Raw genomic sequence first — 18580 nt, forward strand, 5'->3', positions numbered from 1 at the left:
CGCGAGCAAGCTCGCTCCCACAGAAAAGCATGTTTCAGGTATTCCAGATTCGGGGGGGCAGGGCTTCCCGGCCGAGCAGTGCCGGACGTAGCAATCGCCAGAGTTCGATCATCCAGGCCCGCGCCAGCAACGCTTCGCTGGCCAGGCAACGGGCGACCAAAAGACCGGGCAACTGCGTCAGATCCCCGCGCACGTCGTGGCCCAGCGAGCGGCAGCGCTCCAGCCGTTCGGCATCGATCTCGCCGGTCACCAGCAACGTCGCGAACACCGGATTGCCATCCAGCCCGATCGGCGAATCAAGCAAACCGTCGGCGCCGACGATGCGCTGGCGTTCGTGCCAAAGCAGTCGGCCATCGCGGCGAATATCCAGATGCGCCTGAAAATGCCCAAGATCGAAACGCTCGCCACTGGCCGGACGACCCAGCGCTATCACGTCCCAGTAGAACAGGCGCGCATTGCCTTCAAGATCGATCGAGGTCGCAAGTTCCGCCTGGGCGGCGCTGTAGACGATGGTTTCCTGGGGCAGCCATTCCAGTGTCGCGCCTTCAGCAATATGCAGCTTCAGCGACTGATAGGCGGGGCCTGCCGCGCGATACCACTTGGCCGCGCCGGGGCTGGTGATCTGCGCCCAGGCGCCTTGTTCGACGCGGGCGCTGATGTCGAGCCGGTCACCGCCGGCAATCCCGCCCGGCGGGTGGACGACGATGTGCTGGCAGACCTCGGGCCCTTCGGCGTACAGATGCTTTTGCACCCGCAACGGGCCTAAGTGCCGGCGTCGGGTTGGCCGCGTGCAATCGCCGAAGCGGGCATAGGCCAGCTCCAGCTCGGCGTGCCAGCTCGGGGTAAACAGGGCAGTCGCAACAGGTAAGTTCATGTTTTCTGATTATCGTTAGGACGCTACAGATTAGACCGTAACCTCAAATAGTCACCAGCCCGCTTACACCTTCGGCTTCCATATTCTCGCCCCGGCCCTGCTGCACGATCTCGCCCCGGGACATCACCAGGTACTGATCGGCCAGTTCGGCGGCGAAATCGTAGAACTGCTCCACCAGCAGAATCGCCATGTCGCCACGGGCCGCGAGCTTCTTGATCACCGCGCCGATTTCCTTGATCACCGACGGCTGAATGCCCTCGGTTGGCTCGTCGAGGATCAGCAACCGTGGACGGCTGGCCAGCGCGCGGCCGATCGCGAGCTGCTGTTGCTGACCGCCGGACAGGTCGCCACCGCGCCGCTGTTTCATTTGCAGCAGCACCGGGAACAGCTCGTAGATGAACGCGGGAACCTCTTTGGCTTCGCTGCCGGGAAAGCGCGACAGGCCCATCAGCAGGTTCTCTTCCACTGTCAGCCGGCCGAAGATTTCCCGGCCCTGGGGCACGTAGGCGATACCGGCGTGCACCCGTTGATGCGGCTTGTACGTGGTGATCGGTTGGCCTTCCCAGTTCACCGCGCCTTCCTTGGCCGGCAGCAGGCCCATCAGGCATTTGAGCAACGTGGTCTTGCCCACGCCGTTGCGCCCGAGCAGGCAGGTCACTTCGCCGACCTTCACGTCAAAGCTCAGGCCGCGCAGGATGTGGCTACCGCCGTAGTACTGGTGCAGCTTGTCGACTTGCAGCATGTTCAAATTCTCCCCGGTGATCGTTCCCACGCTCTGCGTGGGAATGCATCTCGTGACGCTCCGCGTCACATAACGGCGGACGCGGAGCGTCCATGGCGGCGTTCCCACGCAGAGCGTGGGAACGATCTGATTTCCTCTTCAGCGGCCGAGATAGACTTCGATCACGCGCTCGTTGTCCTGCACCTGTTCCAGTGATCCTTCGGCCAGCACGCTGCCCTGATGCAGCACGGTGACGTGGTCGGCGATCGAGCCGACGAAGCCCATGTCGTGTTCCACCACCATCAGCGAATGCTTGCCCGCGAGCGACTTGAACAGTTCGGCGGTGAACTCGGTTTCGGCATCGGTCATGCCCGCCACCGGTTCGTCGAGCAGCAGCAGTTGCGGGTCCTGCATCAGCAACATGCCGATCTCCAGAAACTGTTTCTGCCCGTGGGACAGCAGCCCCGCCGGACGATTGACCGAGGAGGTCAGGCGAATGGTGTCGAGCACTTCACTGATCCGGTCTTTCTGCTCGCCGCTCAACTTCGCCCGCAGGCTGGCCCACACCGACTTGTCGGTCTTCTGCGCCAGCTCCAGGTTCTCGAATACGCTCAAGGCTTCGAACACCGTCGGTTTCTGGAACTTGCGACCGATGCCGGCCTGGGCGATCTGCACTTCGCTCATCTGCGTCAGATCGAGGGTTTCGCCGAACCACGCCTTGCCGTGGCTCGGGCGGGTCTTGCCGGTGATGACGTCCATCAGGGTGGTCTTGCCCGCGCCGTTGGGGCCGATGATGCAGCGCAATTCGCCGACGCCGATGTACAGGTTCAGATTGTTCAACGCCCGAAAGCCATCGAAGCTGACGCTGATGTCTTCCAGGGTCAGGATCGTGCCGTGACGGGTGTCGAGGCCCGGACCGACGCGTTGCCCGAGGCCGATCGAGTCGCGGCTGGTGCCTTCGTCCTTGTTGGGCTCCACCGGGAAAAAGGCCGGTTCCAGCATGAATTCAGCGCTCGCCGTGACTCTCATGATTCACCTCGTTTCTTCAGCAGACCGATCACGCCTTTGGGCAGGTACAACGTCACGACGATGAACAGCGCGCCGAGGAAGAACAGCCAGTATTCGGGGAAGGCCACGGTGAACCAGCTCTTCATGCCGTTGACCACGCCGGCGCCGAGCAGCGGGCCGATCAGCGTGCCGCGCCCGCCCAGGGCCACCCACACGGCGGCTTCGATCGAGTTGGTCGGCGACATTTCGCTCGGGTTGATGATCCCCACCTGCGGCACGTACAACGCACCGGCCAGACCACACAACACCGCGCTCAAGACCCAGACGAACAGCTTGAAGCCGCGCGGGTCGTAGCCACAGAACATCAGGCGGTTTTCCGCATCGCGCAGCGCCGTCAGTACCCGGCCGAACTTGCTGCGGGCCAGGCGCCAGCCGATGAACAGACTCGCCACCAGCAACAACACCGTTGCCAGAAACAGCACCGCGCGAGTGCCGGGTTCGGTGATGCCGAAACCGAGGATCGTGCGGAAATTGGTGAAGCCGTTGTTGCCGCCGAAGCCGGTCTCGTTGCGGAAAAACAGCAGCATCCCGGCGAAGGTCAGGGCCTGGGTCATGATCGAGAAATACACGCCCTTGATCCGCGAGCGGAAGGCGAAAAACCCGAACACCAGCGCCAGCAGTCCCGGTGCCAACACCACCAGGCACATTGCCCAGAGGAAGTTGCCGGTGCCGCTCCAGTACCACGGCAATTCGGTCCACGACAGAAAGGTCATGAACGCCGGCAGACCATCACCGGCAGCCTGACGCATCAGGTACATGCCCATCGCATAACCGCCGAGGGCGAAGAACAGACCGTGGCCCAGCGACAGCAGACCTGCGTAACCCCAGACCAGATCCAGTGCCAGGGCGACGATGGCGTAGCAGAGAATCTTGCCGACCAGTGTCAGGGTGTAAGCCGAGACATGCAGCGCACTGTCCGTCGGCAGCAGCGACAGCAGCGGCAGGGCGATCAGCAATGCGAGAACGACCGCGCCGATGGCGAGCGTGACTTTCGGGCCGGCCTTTTGTGTGGCCGTGACTAGTAGAGGCTGGTTCATCAGTCGATCACCCGTCCTTTCAGTGCGAAGAGGCCTTGCGGACGTTTCTGGATGAACAGAATGATCAGCGCGAGGATCAGGATCTTGCCGAGCACCGCACCGATCTGCGGTTCGAGAATCTTGTTGGCGATGCCCAGGCCGAACGCGGCGAACACGCTGCCGGCCAGTTGGCCGACGCCGCCGAGCACCACCACCAGGAACGAGTCGATGATGTAGCTCTGGCCCAGATCCGGGCCGACGTTGCCGATCTGGCTCAGGGCAACGCCACCGAGCCCGGCAATGCCCGAGCCGAGGCCGAAGGCGAGCATGTCGACACGCCCGGTGGGCACACCGCAGCAGGCGGCCATGTTGCGATTCTGGGTGACGGCGCGCACGTTCAGACCGAGGCGGGTCTTGTTCAGCAGCAGCCAGGTCAGCACCACTACGAACAATGCGAAGGCGATGATCACGATGCGGTTGTACGGCAGCACCAGATTCGGCAGCACCTGAATCCCGCCGGACAGCCATGCCGGGTTAGCCACTTCAACGTTTTGCGCACCGAACAGCAACCGGACAAGCTGGATCAGCATGAGGCTGATGCCCCAGGTCGCGAGCAGGGTTTCCAGCGGGCGACCGTAGAGGTGACGGATCACCGTGCGCTCCAGTGCCATGCCGATGGCGGCGGTGACGAAGAACGCCACGGGCAGCGCAATCAGTGGATAGAACTCGATGGCCTGCGGGGCGTAGCGCTGGAACATCAACTGCACGACATAGGTCGAGTAGGCGCCGAGCATCAGCATCTCGCCGTGGGCCATGTTGATCACGCCGAGCAGACCGAATGTGATCGCCAGACCGAGTGCCGCGAGCAGCAGAATCGAACCGAGGGACATGCCGCTGAAGGCTTGGCCGAGCAGTTCCCCGACCAGCAGTTTGCGCTTGACCTGGGCGAGGCTGGTTTCGGCGGCGGTGCGCACATTGGCATCGGTTTCGACACCGGGTTCGAGCAAGCCTTCGAGGCGGGTGCGGGCCAGCGGGTCGCCGGTTTCACCGAGCAGGCGCACGGCCGCGAGGCGCACCGCCGGGTCGGTGTCGACCAGTTGCAGGTTGGCCAGCGCCAGGCTCAGGGCGGCGTGGACGCTTTCGTCTTGTTCTCCAGCCAGTTGCCGGTCGAGGAATTTCAGCTGCGCCGGTTTGGCGCTTTTCTGCAATTGCTGCGCGGCGCTCAGACGGATTTTGGCGTCGGCGGCGAGCAATTGGTGGCTGGCCAGTGCGGTGTCGATCAGACCCCGCAGGCGGTTGTTCAGGTGCACGGTCTTGGGTTGGCCGTCGACGGTCAGCTCGCCTTGTTGCAGGGCGTTGATCAGTTCGACACGGGCCGTATCGGGCTGCGCGGCCCAGGCTTCCAGCAGTTTGGCCTGTTGCATCGGGTTGGCGGCGACGAAGTCTTCGGCGTCCCCGGCATGGGCGGCCATCGGCAGCAAAAGCGCCAGGGCCAGGATCAAGCGGTAAAGGGCAGTGGGCATATGAAATGGCCTTGCGTAGTGATCGTTCCCACGCTCAGCGTGGGAATGCAGTCCGGGACGCTCCGCGTCCCAAAAGCGGACGCAGAGCGTCCATTGAGGCATTCCCACGCAGACGGTTCGACGCCTCGACGTGGGAACGATCAGGTTGAGCGGGTTAACTCAGTTGCTCTTCACCGCATAATCCGGCTTCTTGTCGTTACCCGGAATGAACGGGCTCCACGGCTGCGCACGAATCGGCCCTTCGGTCTGCCACACGACGTTGAACTGACCGTCGCTCTGGATCTCGCCGATCATCACCGGTTTGTGCAAATGGTGATTGGTCTTGTCCATGGTCAGGGTGTAGCCGGACGGTGCGGCGAAGGTCTGGCCGCCGAGGGCTTCGCGGACCTTGTCGACGTCAGTGGATTTGGCTTTCTCGGCCGCCTGCGCCCACATGTGGATGCCGACGTAAGTGGCTTCCATCGGGTCGTTGGTCACCGCTTTGTCGGCGCCCGGCAGGTTGTGTTTCTTCGCGTAGGCTTTCCAGTCATCGACGAACTTCTTGTTCACCGGGTTCTCCACCGACTCGAAGTAGTTCCACGCCGCGAGGTTGCCCACCAGCGGCTTGGTGTCGATGCCGCGCAGTTCTTCTTCGCCCACCGAGAACGCCACCACCGGTACGTCGGTGGCTTTCAGGCCCTGGTTGGCCAGCTCTTTGTAGAACGGCACGTTGGAGTCGCCGTTGACGGTGGAGATCACAGCGGTCTTGCCGCCGGCCGAGAATTTTTTGATGTTGGCGACGATGGTTTGATAGTCGCTGTGGCCGAACGGGGTGTAGACCTCTTCGATGTCCTTATCAGCGACACCTTTGGAGTGCAGGAACGAACGCAGGATCTTGTTGGTGGTGCGCGGGTACACGTAGTCGGTGCCGAGCAGGAAGAAACGCTTGGCGCTGCCGCCTTCTTCGCTCATCAGGTATTCAACCGCCGGGATCGCTTGCTGGTTTGGCGCGGCGCCGGTGTAGAACACGTTCGGCGACATCTCTTCACCTTCGTATTGCACCGGATAGAACAGCAGGCCGTTGAGTTCTTCGAACACCGGCAGCACCGATTTGCGCGACACCGAAGTCCAGCAACCGAACACCACCGCGACCTTGTCCTGGGTCAGCAACTGCCGACCCTTTTCCGCGAACAGCGGCCAGTTCGACGCCGGGTCGACCACCACCGGCTCCAGCATCTTGCCGTTCACCCCGCCCTTGGCGTTGATCTCGTCGATGGTCATCAACGCCATGTCCTTGAGCGACGTTTCGGAGATCGCCATGGTGCCGGACAACGAATGCAGAATCCCGACCTTGATGGTCTCGGCGGCCTGTACGGTCCAGGTCATGCCCATCGCGGCAATGGATGCCGTGAGTGTGAAAGCCTTGATCAAACTGCGACGCTTCATTGTGCGATCTCCATGAACGTTAAAGTTTTTTATGGTTGGCAGATGCGAACGACTGAAGGGGGTTTTGCAAGGGCTGTGCCCGGTCGGGTTTGGGCAGGGAAATGTCGGTTTAGAGCGGTCGCGCGCGAAGGCGGCGCACCATGAGGGGACGTGTTGCATGCAAAGGTGCAACGAGGTGCGCCAGATTGGGGCGCACCCGGAGCATTCAGCGGCGGCGCATCAGGCCGATGAAAAACAGGCCGCCGAGGGCTGCGGTGGCAACGCCGATGGGCAGGTCTTCCGGGGCAATCAGTGTGCGTGCGGCGACGTCCACCCAGACGAGGAAAACGCTGCCGAGCAACACGCACACCGGCAGCAGACGCCGATGCTCGGCACCGATCAGGCGCCGGGCAATGTGCGGCACCATCAGCCCGACAAAACCGATGGAGCCGCTGATCGATACCAGCACCCCGGTCATCAGCGAAGCGATCACGAACACCCGCAGACGCACCGCGCGGGCATTCAGGCCGAGGGTGACGGCGGTCTGTTCGCCGGCCATCAAGGCGTTCAGCGGACGGGCCATGCCGATCAGCAGAATCAGGCCGAGCAACACGCTCAGCGCCGGCACGGCCAACAATTCCCAGCGTGCCAGACCGAGGCCGCCGAGCATCCAGAACATCACTGCCGAACTGGCCCGGTGATCGCCCATGAACAGCAGCAGATTGGCGATCGCCATCATCACGAACGACACCGCCACGCCGCATAGCAGCAGACGATCACTGTCCAGCCGACCCTGCCGGCTGGCGATGCCCAGCACCAGAAACATGCTCAACAATGCGCCAATGAACGCGGCGATCGGCAAAGTCAGCAGGCCGACGATTTCACCGACGTGCAGCATCACGATCACTGCACCGAGCGTGGCACCGGAAGTGACGCCGAGCAGATGAGGATCGGCCAGCGGATTGCGCGTCACCGCTTGCAGCACCGCGCCGATCAACGCCAGTCCGGCGCCGACCAATGCACCGAGCAGCATGCGCGGCACGCGGATCAGCCAGACGATGTGTTCCTGGCCAGCGCTCCAGTCCGGCGCGCCGAGGCCGAACAGCTTGTGCAGCAGAATCCGCCACACCACGTCCACCGGCACCCGCGCCGGGCCGAAGCCCAGCGACACCACGCACGACACCAGCAGCACCGCGCCGAGGGCAATCAGCAGCCAGCCGTAACCACGATTGATCATTCGCCGTGGAACCCTTTGGCCAGGGTTTCAAGCGCCAGCACGTTGTCGATCCCCGGCGTGGCCTGCACGTAAGGGATGACGATGAAGCGCTGGTTCTTGATCGCGTCCACCGATTGCAGCGCCTTGTTCTTGAGCAGGAATTCAATCTTCTGCTCGGCGGTGATTTCGCTGTAGTCGACGATCACGATCACCTGCGGATTGCGCTCGACCACGGTTTCCCAGTTGACCCGGGTCCAGCTCGCTTCGACGTCATCGAGAACGTTGCGCCCGCCAGCGGCGTCGATCAGCGCTTGCGGCATGCCGAGGCGGCCGGAGGTCATGGCGCGGTCTTCGCCACTGTCGTACAGGAATACTCGGGGTTTCTCGGCGGGCAGGTCTTTGCGGATGTCCGCAACCTGACTTTGCATGTCAGCGATCAGCGCGTTGGCGCGATCCTGCACGTCGAAGATTTTGCCGAGGTTGCGCAGGTCGTTGTAGGTGTCGTCCAGCGTGGCGGCCGGTCGCTTCATCACGAAGGCGCAGGATTCGGTCAGCTCATAGACGTTGATGCCCAGCGGTTGCAAGGTCTGCGGCGTGAGATCGCCACCCAAGCGCATGCCGTAATCCCAGCCGGCGAAGAAAAAATCGACGTTGGCGTTGAGCAGGGTTTCCACCGACGGGTACTTGGCTGCCAGTTCCGGCAACCCGTCGAGCAGCGACTGCATTTGCGGTGTCACCGACTTCCAGCCACTCACGCCGCTGTAGCCGGCCATTTTCGACTTGAGGCCGAGGGCGAGCATCATCTGGGTCATATTGATGTCGTGGCTGACCGCGTGTCTGGGCGCTTCCTTGAAGGTCACTTCGCGGTTGCAGCTGTGGATCGTCAGCGGGTACCGGGTGGCCTCGGCGAAGGCGTGGGTGGTGCCCAGCAACAGAACGAGGCAAAGCAGGGAGCGCACAGTCATGGTCGGGTTATCCAGGTGATTCGCGGGTAGCCGTGGAGGGGGTGAGGATCGATCAATGCTTCGACGCCGAACACGTCGCGCAGCAGGTCGACGGTCAGGACTTGTTGCGGCGTGCCGCTGGCGACGATGCGACCGTGGTTGATCACATACAACCGGTCGCAGAATGCGGCGGCCAGGTTCAGGTCGTGAATGCTCGCCAACGTGCCGATCTGCAAACGCTTGACCAGTTGCAGAAGCTCCAGCTGATAGCGCGGGTCGAGGTGGTTGGTCGGCTCGTCGAGGATCAGCAGTTGCGGTTGCTGGGTCAGGGCGCGGGCCAGGATCACCCGTTGTTTTTCGCCGCCGGACAGCGTGGCGAAGGCGTGATCTTCGAAGCCATCGAGGCCCACCGATTTGAGGGCCTGGGTGGCGACCTGGCGGTCTTCCAGCGTGTCGCCGTCGAACAGGCCTTTGTGCGGCGTGCGGCCCATGGCAACCACTTCTTCGACGGTCAGGCCGAAGGCATCCGGGAATTCCTGCAGAACCACGGCGATGCGTTGCGCGCACCAGCGTGAAGATTGCTTCCAGACGTTGTGGTGATCGAGTCTGACCTCACCGCGTTCCGGCTGACTGAAGCGATAGGCGCAGCGCAACAGGCTGGTCTTGCCGCTGCCATTGGGCCCGATCAGCCCGACAAACTCACCGGCGGCCACGTGCAACGAGGCGTCACGCAGCTGGAACTGGTGATGGCAGTGATCGTGGCCCAAGGGTGACCAGGCGAGATCGGTGAGGGACAGTGAGGTCATGTGTTGTTCAGCTTGAAGTCCATGAAGTGAATCCGGCCGTTCCATCGCCCGCAGTCGGTCAGCGCAAAAGAAAGCCCGCAGCGTGGACGGCGGGCAATGAGCTGAAATTTGGTTATACAGTAACACTTAAATCGGCCGAATATCAGGTCCGGCAGTTTAAGGACTTGTCTGAAACCTGCATCTCGCCAGTCTCATGATGAAGTTGAGGCAGATTCAGCTTGTCGGCCCAGACGCGACAGCAGCAGTCGATCCAGCACCCACACCACCACCAGCGAAGCGCCCACCAGCGGAAACACCACCGCCAGCACCAGCATGATCGCCACCCCGGTTTTCCACTTCGGCAGATCGTGGCGCAGCGGCGGCACGCCGAACTTGCCCTGTGGCCGGCGCTTCCACCAGATCACCACGCCGCTGACGGCACTGAGCAGGATCATCAGGCAGATCAGCAGCACGATGAGCTGGTTGAAGGTGCCGAACATTTTGCCTTCATGGAGCATCACGCCGATCTCGGTAGCGCGGGCAACAGCGCCGTACTGTTCGAAGCGCACATCGGCGAGGACCTTGCCGGTGTACTGATCGATGTGCAGGGTCGCGTCGTTGCGTGGGTCGTCGGCGAACACGGCGATGGTGAACACGCCGGTGGCGGTGGTCGGCAGGGTAATGCTGTAGCCCGGCTCGACCTTGCGCTCAACGGCGATGTTCTGCACGTCCTGCAGGCGGATGGTCGGTGCGGCGGGGCCGTGTTGCATGCCGCCGTGGGCCATGTGTTCGGCGTGGTCGCCCGACATCGGCATCGGAGTGTTTTCCATCGCCCAGGGCACAGTCTGGCGGGCGGCGTTGTTGAGGCTGCCGGCCTCGACGTCGGAGGTCGGCACGTTGTCCCACATCGCCGCCGGGAACACGTTCCACACCTGGGCGTACTGCTTGCCCCAGAAGCCGGTCCAGGTCATGCCGCTGAGCAGCATCACCAGCAGCAATGCCGCGCCCCAGAATCCGGTGACCGCGTGCAGGTCACGCCACAGTACGCGGCCGCGACTGCTCAGGCGCGGCCACAGAATCCCCGCGGCCTGACCGCGCGGCCACCACAGGAAAACCCCGGTCACCACCAGCACCACGCCCCAGCCGGCGGCCATTTCGATCAGTCGGTCACCGACGGTGCCGATCATCAGTTCGCCGTGAATCGCCCGGGCGATGGCTTGCAGGTTCTGCCTGGCATCCTGCTCGCCGAGGATGTCGCCGTGGTACGGATCGACGAACACGTTCAGCTCATGGCCGGCATTCTTCACCACGAATTGCGCACTGCGCTCGGCGTTCACCGGCGGCAGGTACTGGGTGACCTGGCCTTGTGGATAAGCGCTTTTGACCTTTTGCAGCAGGTCATCGGCCGGCACGGTGTGATGACCGGCCGGGACGTTCAGCAGGCTGCTGTACATCAGCGAATCGAGCTGCGGCTTGAACAGGTAAATGATGCCGGTCAGGGCCAGCATCACCATGAATGGCGCGACGAACAATCCGGCATAAAAATGCCAACGCCAGGCCAGGTTGTAGAAATTCGGTTTGGGCTGTTTCATCACGAGTGCTCCGCTTGGCTTGGATCTTCTAGTTGTTCTGCAACCCTTGTGGGAGCAAGCTTGCTCGCGAAGGGGGCGGCACATCCAACATAAATGCCGCCTGATACACCGCCTTCGCGAGCAAGCTCGCTCCCACAGGGGGAAGGGTTAGAAACTCATGTCCACCTTGGTCCAGAGCGTGCGCCCCGGCTCGTTGATGGCTTGCGGGTCGTTGGCCGGGTAGCCGAACCCGGCGTTGCCCGCCAGGTTCAGGTGTTCGGCGTAAGCCTTGCCGAACAGGTTGTCGACGCCGGTACTGACCTTCCAGTTTTTGTTGATCCGGTAGGCACCGTTGAGCGAGAACACGCCGAAGCCCGAACTCTTGTCGTAATCCTTGCCGACCACGTTGCCCTTGTTCCGGTCGATCCGGTTTTGCGCGGCAACCACCCTCCACAGTGCGCCGGCGCTCCAGTTATCTTCGCTGTAGGTGAGGCCGAAACGGGCATCCAGCGGCGGCATCTGCGGCAGGGCCTTGCCGTCGCTGCTGTTCTTGCCCCAGGCGTAGGCCAGGGTCGCATCGACTTTCCAGTTGTCGGTGAGCTTGTAAGCGGCACCGAGTTCACCGCCCATGATCCGCGCGTCGATGTTCTCGGCGCGGGAAGTGCTCATGCCCATCATCCCCGGGGTGTAGTCGAACAGGATGTAGTCGCGCACCTGGCCGATGTAGCCCGAGGCCCAGGCTTCGAGGTCGGCACTCTTGTAGTTCACGCCGAAGTCGAGCTGAGTGGTCTTTTCCGGTTTGATCGCATCGAACGTATTGACCGAGCCGGCCGGGCCGGACTTGGGCGAAAACAGCTCCCAGTAATCCGGAAAACGTTGCGCGTGGCCGAGGCCGGCGTAGAGCGTGGTCGGGCTGTCGGCGAGGTCATGCTCGTAACGGATGAAGCCGCTCGGCAAGGTGTCGGCACGGGTATCGCCGGCGGTCGGGTTCGGGCGGGACATCATTCCTGAGCCGGTGGTCTGCCGGAAATCCCTGGCCGAGGCGCGGTCGACCCGGGCGCCGGTGATCAGCCGGTCGCGGTCGGCGGCGTACCAGGTCATTTCGCTGAACACCCCGTAGTTGTGGAAGTCGGCGTCCTTGGTGAACGGCTGATCCTTGTAGGTATCGATACCCATGCCGCTGCGCTGACGGTGTTCGTTAGTCTGCGCGTCGAGGCCGGTAATCAGCTGGATATCGGCCCAGCGCCAGGTGGCCTTGATCCGCGCGCCGAGGGTGCGGCGGTCGACGTTGGACGCCATGGGCCCTGCCATCATCCCGGTGCCGGACGGCGTGCGCAGGGTGTAGTTGTCCATCACGTGGTCGGCGTAGTTGTAATAGACCTGAGCTTCGAGCTTCTCCAGCACGTCGGTGATGTTGGATTTCTCGACGCGCAGACCGAGGCTTTCACGCAGGAATTGCGAGCCGTCCATGCCGCGTCCGGCGTAGCGTGCTTCGCCGTCGCCCTTGCCGGCGGTCAGTTCGATCAGGGTGTCGGCGTCCGGGGTCCAGCCCACCGCTACATCGCCGTTCCACTTGTCATAGCGCGAGGCAACGATGTCGTTGTTGCCGTCGCGGTAATCGTCGGAGTGCGCGGTGTTGCCGATCACCCGCACGTAGCCCAGCGAGCCGCCGGCTGCCGCATCGACGACTTTGTCGAAGCGTCCGTGAGAGCCGGCCAGTACGCTGGCGTTCACGCGGGTGCCGAGTTCGCCGAAGCTTTCCGGCTCGCGGTCGAAGAGGATCGTGCCGGCCGAGGCGCCCGGTCCGTAGAGCACGGTTTGCGGGCCTTTGATCACCGTGAGCTTGTCGTAGGTCTCGGGCGAAATGTACGAGGTCGGCGCGTCCATCCGGCCGGGGCAGGCACCGAGCATCATGCTGCCGTTGGTGAGAATGTTCAGGCGCGAACCGAACATGCCGCGCAATACCGGATCACCGTTGGTACCGCCGTTGCGGACCAGGGCGAAGCCGGGAATCGTCTTTAGATAGTCGCCGCCATCGCTGGCGGGCACCGGTTGGCGCGGGTCTTTCGGGTTGGTGACGATGGTCAGCGGCGAGCTCGGGGCGATGGCGGTGATCACCGTCGGGCTCAATTCGTCAGCGTGGCCGGCGTGTTCGTCGGCATGGACCAGCGGGGACAGCAGGACGCTGCAAAGGACGGCGCCAGCGTGCCTGAAACGAACACGGGACTCGTTCAGGGCAAAGGACGCCGGGGCAGAACCCAAGCGTGGGACAGCAGAAAACCTGGACATGACAATTTCCATCAAACAGTCGTAAACGACACGGCCGGCAGCCTGAAGCTGTCTTCTCAACCGTGTGCAATCAGAGTCAGGTGTTTACGCTGCGACGGGCGGGGCGCGGGTGCGGGCGCCGGGGAAGAAGGTCTGCCGGGCATGGCCCAGACGCGGGGAGGGTGGGGTGAAGGTGTTGACGAGAGGAATGCTGAAAGTGGCGAAGCTGCCGCCGCCAGTCAGCGCCGGGCAATTGAACAGCAGGCTGCAATAGCCGCATTTTTCCCACAGCACGTGGTGCGAGGATTGTGGCGGACAGTGTTCGGCGGTGGGCTGTGCACCGTGCCCGGAATGATCCATCCCCGGCATGTCCATCGACATGTCCATGCTCATCGGCATGGAGGTCGAGGCGTGCTGATCCATCGGCATCGACTGGGAAATCAGCGGGCCGATGAAGATCATCAACATGGCGAACAGGGCGATCCAGCTGCCGCGTGTCAGGTGTTCAGTCTGACGGCGTTGCCGGGAGGGCCTGGCGCTCAGGGGGCGCATGGGCGGAGTCTGCCGGAACGGTTACTGGGCGTGCGCGTGGGCTTGTGTGGCTTCCGGCGGCTTCTTCTGCACGGCAACTTCGACGGTCACGTCACCGGCCTTCTCGAAGTGCATCGTCAGCGGGAAGCGCTTGCCGTCAGTCAGCAGGCTGCGGTCGGTCGGATTCATCAGCATCACGTGATAGGCCATCGGCGCGAAGGTCACGTTTCCGCCGGCCGGGATGGCCACGTTCGGCACCTGTTGCATCTTCATCAGATCGCCCTGCATCACGTGCTCGTGCAGTTCGGCCGTCGGGGCGATCGGCGAGTCGACGCTGAGCAGGCGGTCAGCCGTCTTGCCGGCGTTGTGAATGATGAAATACGCGGCAACGGTCGGCGCGTTCGGCGGCAGTTCCTGCGACCACGGGTGGGCGATTTCCAGCTCGCCGGCCTTGTATTCGTGGGCATGGGCGAAGCACGCCGGCAGCAACAGCGCAGCGATGACGATGAATTTGTTCAACATGACAGTTCTCCAGAACGATTTGAAACGCAGGTCAAATGCGGGAACAAATCAAACCAGAGGGGACGCGCGGGGATTGAGGCTCGGCCATTGCTGGCGCGGTGTCGGAGTTTGCAGCAAGGCGGGCGCCACGCTGCGATTGCTTTCGTATTGGGCGAAATACAGTTGCGGCGAATGCCCCGGCAACGCCACCACCGGCGCCGATCCGGAACAGCACCAGCAATGCTGCATGGTCGAATGACTGTCACCGCTCTGCGGCGCTTTCTGATCAAGGCTACCGATGTCGATCGCCACCATCTTCGTCCCGCTGCCGGTGCAGAAACTGCTCCACAGCAACTGCTCGGCCGGCGTCTGCGCCGCCTGTGCCATCGCTCCCGTCAACGGCATGGCAAGCATGTTGAACAGCACTGCGAAGCAGGCGATCCAGGCAAATGCGAGCCGGTGTCGGTTCATGGGACAGATCCGTAGGGTGGGCGATCAGGCGCGGCTATTTAGCCTGATCAGGGCCGATAAGTAAAAAAGCGTCGTGCGGTTTGGTGTCGCAGAGGATTCAGCCTGCTACGGCATGCAACCGCAAACCCAGTGCCTTCATGACTTTCATGATAGTCGCGAATTCCGGATTTCCAGTGCTGCTCAGCGCTTTATAAAGGCTTTCGCGACCCAAGCCTGCATCTCGTGCAACCTGGGTCATGCCTTGGGCACGGGCAATGTCATTAAGCGCTGCACGGATAAGAACGCCATCGCCAGCATCTTCGTCAAAACAGGCGTCCAGGTAAGCCGCCATTTCCTCCGGCGTTTTAAGAAACTCTGCAGCGTCGAAGCGAGTGAATTTTTCGAACATTGGAATCGCGTCCCGAGGCAGGTTGATATTGCAAAACGTATGCTCGGGAGACTGCTGCAGGTAGTCAGTCGGGCTTTAAGTTGTTGTGCGTAGCGTCCGATTGACTGGTAGGACTCAAGTTTTTCGCTGTGAGAGCCGGCGCCATCGCGGGCAAGCCCGCTCCTACAGGATTAGCGTTGGACATCAGTTTTGTGATCGGCGTTAACCACTGTGGGAGCGGGCTTGCCCGCGAAGGCGTACTCAAGAGCGCAAAAGGCTCAGGGCTGTAAGTTGATGGTGAGTGCGCTGATGGCTTCATCCACCGTCGCAAATTCCCGATCAACCCCCGCCAACTCCGGCCGCTTCAACACCATCACCGGCACCCCGAGCTCCCGCGCCACGTCCAGTTTCGGCTCGGTCGCGGTGCTGCCGCTGTTCTTGCTGATCAGCACGTCGATCTGCCGGCGTTCGAACAGCGCCCGTTCATCCTCCAGCAGAAACGGTCCACGGGCGCCGATGACTTCGCAGCGTTCGTTGCCGGGGTAGACGTCGAGGGCGCGAAGAGTCCAGAACTGGTGCGCAGGGATTTCGTCGAGGTGTTGCAGCGGTTCGCGGCCAAGGGTGAACAGCGGGCGATGGAACGGCGCGAGAGCGGTGATCAGTTGCGCCCAGTCGGCAACTTCGCGCCAGTCATCGCCCGGCTGTGGTTGCCACGCCGGGCGGCGCAGGGCCCAGCAGGGAATGCCGGTGAGTTGCGCAGCGGTGGCGGCGTTGTGGCTGATTTGCGCGGCGTACGGATGGGTGGCGTCGAGCAAAAGCGTGATGCCTTCGTCGCGAATGAACTGCGCCAGACCTTCCGCTGCGCCGTAGCCGCCGACGCGCACCTGACACGTCAGATCGGTCGGCACCCGGCCCACCCCGGCCAGGCTGTAAATGTGTTCCGGCCCCAAAGTGCGCGCGATGGCCAACGCTTCAGTCACGCCGCCCAGCAACAGAATCCGTTTCATACAAAAGCCCCCGCATGGCCGACGATGCCGCCCTGACGATCGATCGCAAACACTTCGACCTGAACCTGCGCCGGCACCACGCTGCGGGCAAATTCAAGAGCATGGCGGCAGACCTCATCACCCAGCGCAACACCCGCCGCACTGGCCATGGCCAACGCCTGCTGGCTGGTGTTCGCCCCGCGAATGGCTTGCTGCAACGCATCGTCAGCGCCAATCGCCGCCGCCCACTCGGCCAGTTGCGGCAGGTCGATGCTCGAATGACGCGAGTGCAGGTCCATATGCCCGGCCGCCAGTTTGCTGATCTTGCCGAAACCGCCGCACAGGCTGAGTTTATCCACAGGCACTTTGCGCAGATGCTTGAGCACGGCGCCGACGAAGTCGCCCATTTCGATCAGGGCGATTTCCGGCAGGTCGTAAACCCGGCGCATGGTGTCTTCGCTGGCGTTGCCGGTGCAGGCGGCGATGTGCAGGTAGCCGTTGGTTTTCGCGACGTCGATGCCTTGATGAATCGAGGCGATGTAGGCCGCGCAGGAAAACGGCCGGACGATGCCGCTGGTGCCGAGGATCGACAGGCCACCGAGAATGCCCAGGCGCGGGTTCATGGTTTTCAGCGCCAGGGCTTCGCCGCCCTCGACGTTGACCGTTACCTCGAAGCCGCCGCGATAGCCGGTTTCTTCGGCGAGCAGGGTCAGGTGATCGCTGATCATCTTGCGCGGTACCGGGTTGATCGCCGGTTCGCCGACGGCCAGCACCAGCCCCGGGCGAGTCACGGTGCCGACGCCTTTACCGGCAATGAAGCGGATTCCCGGCTCGGCTGTCAGTTGCACGCGGGAGTAAAGCAGGGCGCCGTGCGTCACGTCCGGGTCGTCACCGGCATCCTTGAGGGTTCCGGCCTCAGCGCCGTTCTCGGTCAGCCGGCAGAACTCAAGGCGCATCTGCACCTGCTTGCCTTTGGGCAACACGATCTGCACGGCGTCGGCCGATGGGCCGCCGAGCAGCAGGCGAGCCGCGGCGAGGCTGGTAGCCGTGGCGCAGCTGCCGGTGGTCAGGCCGCTGCGCAGGGGCGCGGGTTGTTCGGCGGTTTCGTCACGCATCGAAGGGCTTGACCAGATCGAGCAGGGTGATCGGCAACGCCTGGCGCCAGGTGTCGAACTCGCCCAGCGGCTGCGCCTGGGCAATGTGGATGCGGGTCAACTCACCGCCATGGCGTTCGCGCCAGTTCATCAAAGTCATTTCGCTTTGCAGGGTCACGGCGTTGGCGACCAGTCGGCCACCGGGCTTCAATTGTTCCCAGCAGGTGTCGAGCACGCCGTCGCGGGTGACGCCGCCGCCAATGAAAATCGCGTCCGGACGCTCCAGTCCTGCGAGGGCTTGCGGCGCGCTGCCCCGTATCAGTTGCAGGCCGGGAACCCCCAGCGCATCGCGGTTGTGTTCGATCAGCTGCTGGCGACCGTCATCGGCCTCGATGGCCAGCGCACGGCAACTCGGGTGAGCGCGCATCCACTCGATACCGATCGAGCCGCTACCGGCGCCGACGTCCCACAGCAAATCGCCCGGTGTCGGGGCGAGGCGAGCGAGGGTGATTGCGCGCACGTCGCGTTTGGTCAGTTGGCCGTCATGCTGGAAGGCCGAGTCCGGCAGGCCGGCCAGGCGGGACAGGCGCGGTGTCTGCGGATCGGCCAGGCATTCGATGGCGATCACGTTGAGGTCGGCAACGCGCGGATCGTTCCAGTCGTTGGCGGTGCCGTCGATCCGGCGTTCGGCGTTGCCGCCCAGATGTTCCAGAACACTAAGGCGACTGGCGCCGAATCCACGTTCGCGCAGCAATGCCGCAACGGCCGCCGGGCTCTGGCCGTCATTGCTCAGCAGCAACAGGCGCGCGCCGCTGGACAACTGACTATTGAGGGCCGCCAGCGGGCGAGCCACCAGCGACAGCACGCTGACGTCCTGCAACGGCCAGCCCAGTCGGGCTGCTGCCAGCGAGCAGGACGACGGCGCCGGCAGAACCAGCATCTCGGCCCCCGGCACCTGCCGCGCCAGACTCGCGCCAACGCCGTAGAACATCGGATCTCCGCTGGCCAGCACGCACACCGCTTCGCCACGGCGCTCAAGCACCGGGGCCAGGGAAAACGGGGTCGGCCACAACTGGCGCTCGCCACGGATGCACACCGGCAACAGATCCAGCTGACGCTGACCGCCGATGATCCGCGAAGCGCCCATCAGGGCGCGCCGGGCATTCTTGCCCAGGCCCTTGAAGCCGTCTTCACCGATTCCTACTACTGTCAGCCAGGGTGACATCTGTAGCCCCTCAAA

General features: G+C 63.2%; 18 protein-coding genes. All 18 read right to left on the bottom strand.

Annotated features, from left to right (window positions below):
• Nucleotides 1-34 precede the first annotated feature (34 nt).
• Nucleotides 35-874 (bottom strand): urease accessory protein UreD, encoded by an 840-nt coding sequence (locus CAF73_RS18430; RefSeq protein ID WP_085703431.1) that lies wholly within the window; start codon nucleotides 872-874, stop codon nucleotides 35-37.
• Nucleotides 875-917: 43 nt separating this feature from the next.
• Nucleotides 918-1616 (bottom strand): urea ABC transporter ATP-binding subunit UrtE, encoded by a 699-nt coding sequence (urtE, locus tag CAF73_RS18435; RefSeq protein ID WP_085703432.1) that lies wholly within the window; start codon nucleotides 1614-1616, stop codon nucleotides 918-920.
• A 138-nt stretch (nucleotides 1617-1754) separates the two neighbouring features.
• Nucleotides 1755-2624 (bottom strand): urea ABC transporter ATP-binding protein UrtD, encoded by an 870-nt coding sequence (gene urtD, locus CAF73_RS18440; RefSeq protein WP_085685022.1) that lies wholly within the window; start codon nucleotides 2622-2624, stop codon nucleotides 1755-1757.
• Nucleotides 2621-3700 (bottom strand): urea ABC transporter permease subunit UrtC, encoded by a 1080-nt coding sequence (gene urtC / locus CAF73_RS18445; RefSeq protein WP_085701010.1) that lies wholly within the window; start codon nucleotides 3698-3700, stop codon nucleotides 2621-2623. The genes urtD and urtC overlap by 4 nt, the downstream gene beginning before the upstream one ends.
• On the bottom strand, nucleotides 3700-5202 hold the full coding sequence (gene urtB, locus CAF73_RS18450; RefSeq protein ID WP_085703433.1) for an urea ABC transporter permease subunit UrtB: 1503 nt from the start codon (nucleotides 5200-5202) through the stop codon (nucleotides 3700-3702). Before urtB ends, urtC begins: the two co-directional genes overlap by 1 nt.
• Before the next feature lie 159 nt (nucleotides 5203-5361).
• Nucleotides 5362-6627 (bottom strand): urea ABC transporter substrate-binding protein, encoded by a 1266-nt coding sequence (gene urtA, locus CAF73_RS18455; RefSeq protein WP_085703434.1) that lies wholly within the window; start codon nucleotides 6625-6627, stop codon nucleotides 5362-5364.
• Nucleotides 6628-6832: 205 nt separating this feature from the next.
• Nucleotides 6833-7843 carry an iron ABC transporter permease gene (locus CAF73_RS18460; RefSeq protein ID WP_085703435.1) on the bottom strand — a complete coding sequence of 337 codons (1011 nt, stop codon included), beginning with the start codon at nucleotides 7841-7843 and terminating at the stop codon, nucleotides 6833-6835.
• Nucleotides 7840-8787 carry an ABC transporter substrate-binding protein gene (locus CAF73_RS18465; protein ID WP_085703436.1) on the bottom strand — a complete coding sequence of 316 codons (948 nt, stop codon included), beginning with the start codon at nucleotides 8785-8787 and terminating at the stop codon, nucleotides 7840-7842. The genes CAF73_RS18460 and CAF73_RS18465 overlap by 4 nt, the downstream gene beginning before the upstream one ends.
• A complete protein-coding gene (locus tag CAF73_RS18470) occupies nucleotides 8784-9572 on the bottom strand; it encodes an ABC transporter ATP-binding protein (RefSeq protein ID WP_085701005.1) in 789 nt (262 codons plus the stop codon). Before CAF73_RS18470 ends, CAF73_RS18465 begins: the two co-directional genes overlap by 4 nt.
• A gap of 191 nt (nucleotides 9573-9763) precedes the next feature.
• On the bottom strand, nucleotides 9764-11143 hold the full coding sequence (locus CAF73_RS18475; RefSeq protein ID WP_085703437.1) for a PepSY domain-containing protein: 1380 nt from the start codon (nucleotides 11141-11143) through the stop codon (nucleotides 9764-9766).
• A 147-nt stretch (nucleotides 11144-11290) separates the two neighbouring features.
• Complete coding sequence (locus CAF73_RS18480) at nucleotides 11291-13411, bottom strand: TonB-dependent copper receptor (RefSeq protein WP_085703438.1); 2121 nt, start codon at nucleotides 13409-13411, stop codon at nucleotides 11291-11293.
• Nucleotides 13412-13495: 84 nt separating this feature from the next.
• Nucleotides 13496-13942, bottom strand: a complete 447-nt coding sequence (locus tag CAF73_RS18485; protein WP_085703439.1) for a DUF2946 domain-containing protein — start codon at nucleotides 13940-13942, stop codon at nucleotides 13496-13498.
• A 21-nt stretch (nucleotides 13943-13963) separates the two neighbouring features.
• Complete coding sequence (locus tag CAF73_RS18490) at nucleotides 13964-14443, bottom strand: copper chaperone PCu(A)C (RefSeq protein WP_085703440.1); 480 nt, start codon at nucleotides 14441-14443, stop codon at nucleotides 13964-13966.
• 48 nt (nucleotides 14444-14491) lie between these two features.
• Nucleotides 14492-14893 (bottom strand): DUF2946 domain-containing protein, encoded by a 402-nt coding sequence (locus CAF73_RS18495; RefSeq protein WP_085701000.1) that lies wholly within the window; start codon nucleotides 14891-14893, stop codon nucleotides 14492-14494.
• A gap of 97 nt (nucleotides 14894-14990) precedes the next feature.
• Nucleotides 14991-15281 carry an addiction module antidote protein gene (locus CAF73_RS18500; protein WP_085700999.1) on the bottom strand — a complete coding sequence of 97 codons (291 nt, stop codon included), beginning with the start codon at nucleotides 15279-15281 and terminating at the stop codon, nucleotides 14991-14993.
• Between the two features lie 257 nt (nucleotides 15282-15538).
• Nucleotides 15539-16267, bottom strand: coding sequence for a cobalt-precorrin-6A reductase (locus tag CAF73_RS18505; protein ID WP_085703441.1), 729 nt, complete (start codon nucleotides 16265-16267; stop codon nucleotides 15539-15541).
• Complete coding sequence (locus tag CAF73_RS18510) at nucleotides 16264-17361, bottom strand: cobalt-precorrin-5B (C(1))-methyltransferase (RefSeq protein ID WP_085703442.1); 1098 nt, start codon at nucleotides 17359-17361, stop codon at nucleotides 16264-16266. Before CAF73_RS18510 ends, CAF73_RS18505 begins: the two co-directional genes overlap by 4 nt.
• The gene (gene cbiE / locus CAF73_RS18515; protein WP_085703443.1) at nucleotides 17354-18565 is read right to left on the bottom strand and encodes a precorrin-6y C5,15-methyltransferase (decarboxylating) subunit CbiE; all 1212 of its coding nucleotides are present in this window, start codon (nucleotides 18563-18565) and stop codon (nucleotides 17354-17356) included. The genes CAF73_RS18510 and cbiE overlap by 8 nt, the downstream gene beginning before the upstream one ends.
• Nucleotides 18566-18580: the final 15 nt, after the last annotated feature.

This window comes from Pseudomonas sp. B15(2017), from assembly GCF_002113215.1.
Taxonomy (GTDB): domain Bacteria; phylum Pseudomonadota; class Gammaproteobacteria; order Pseudomonadales; family Pseudomonadaceae; genus Aquipseudomonas.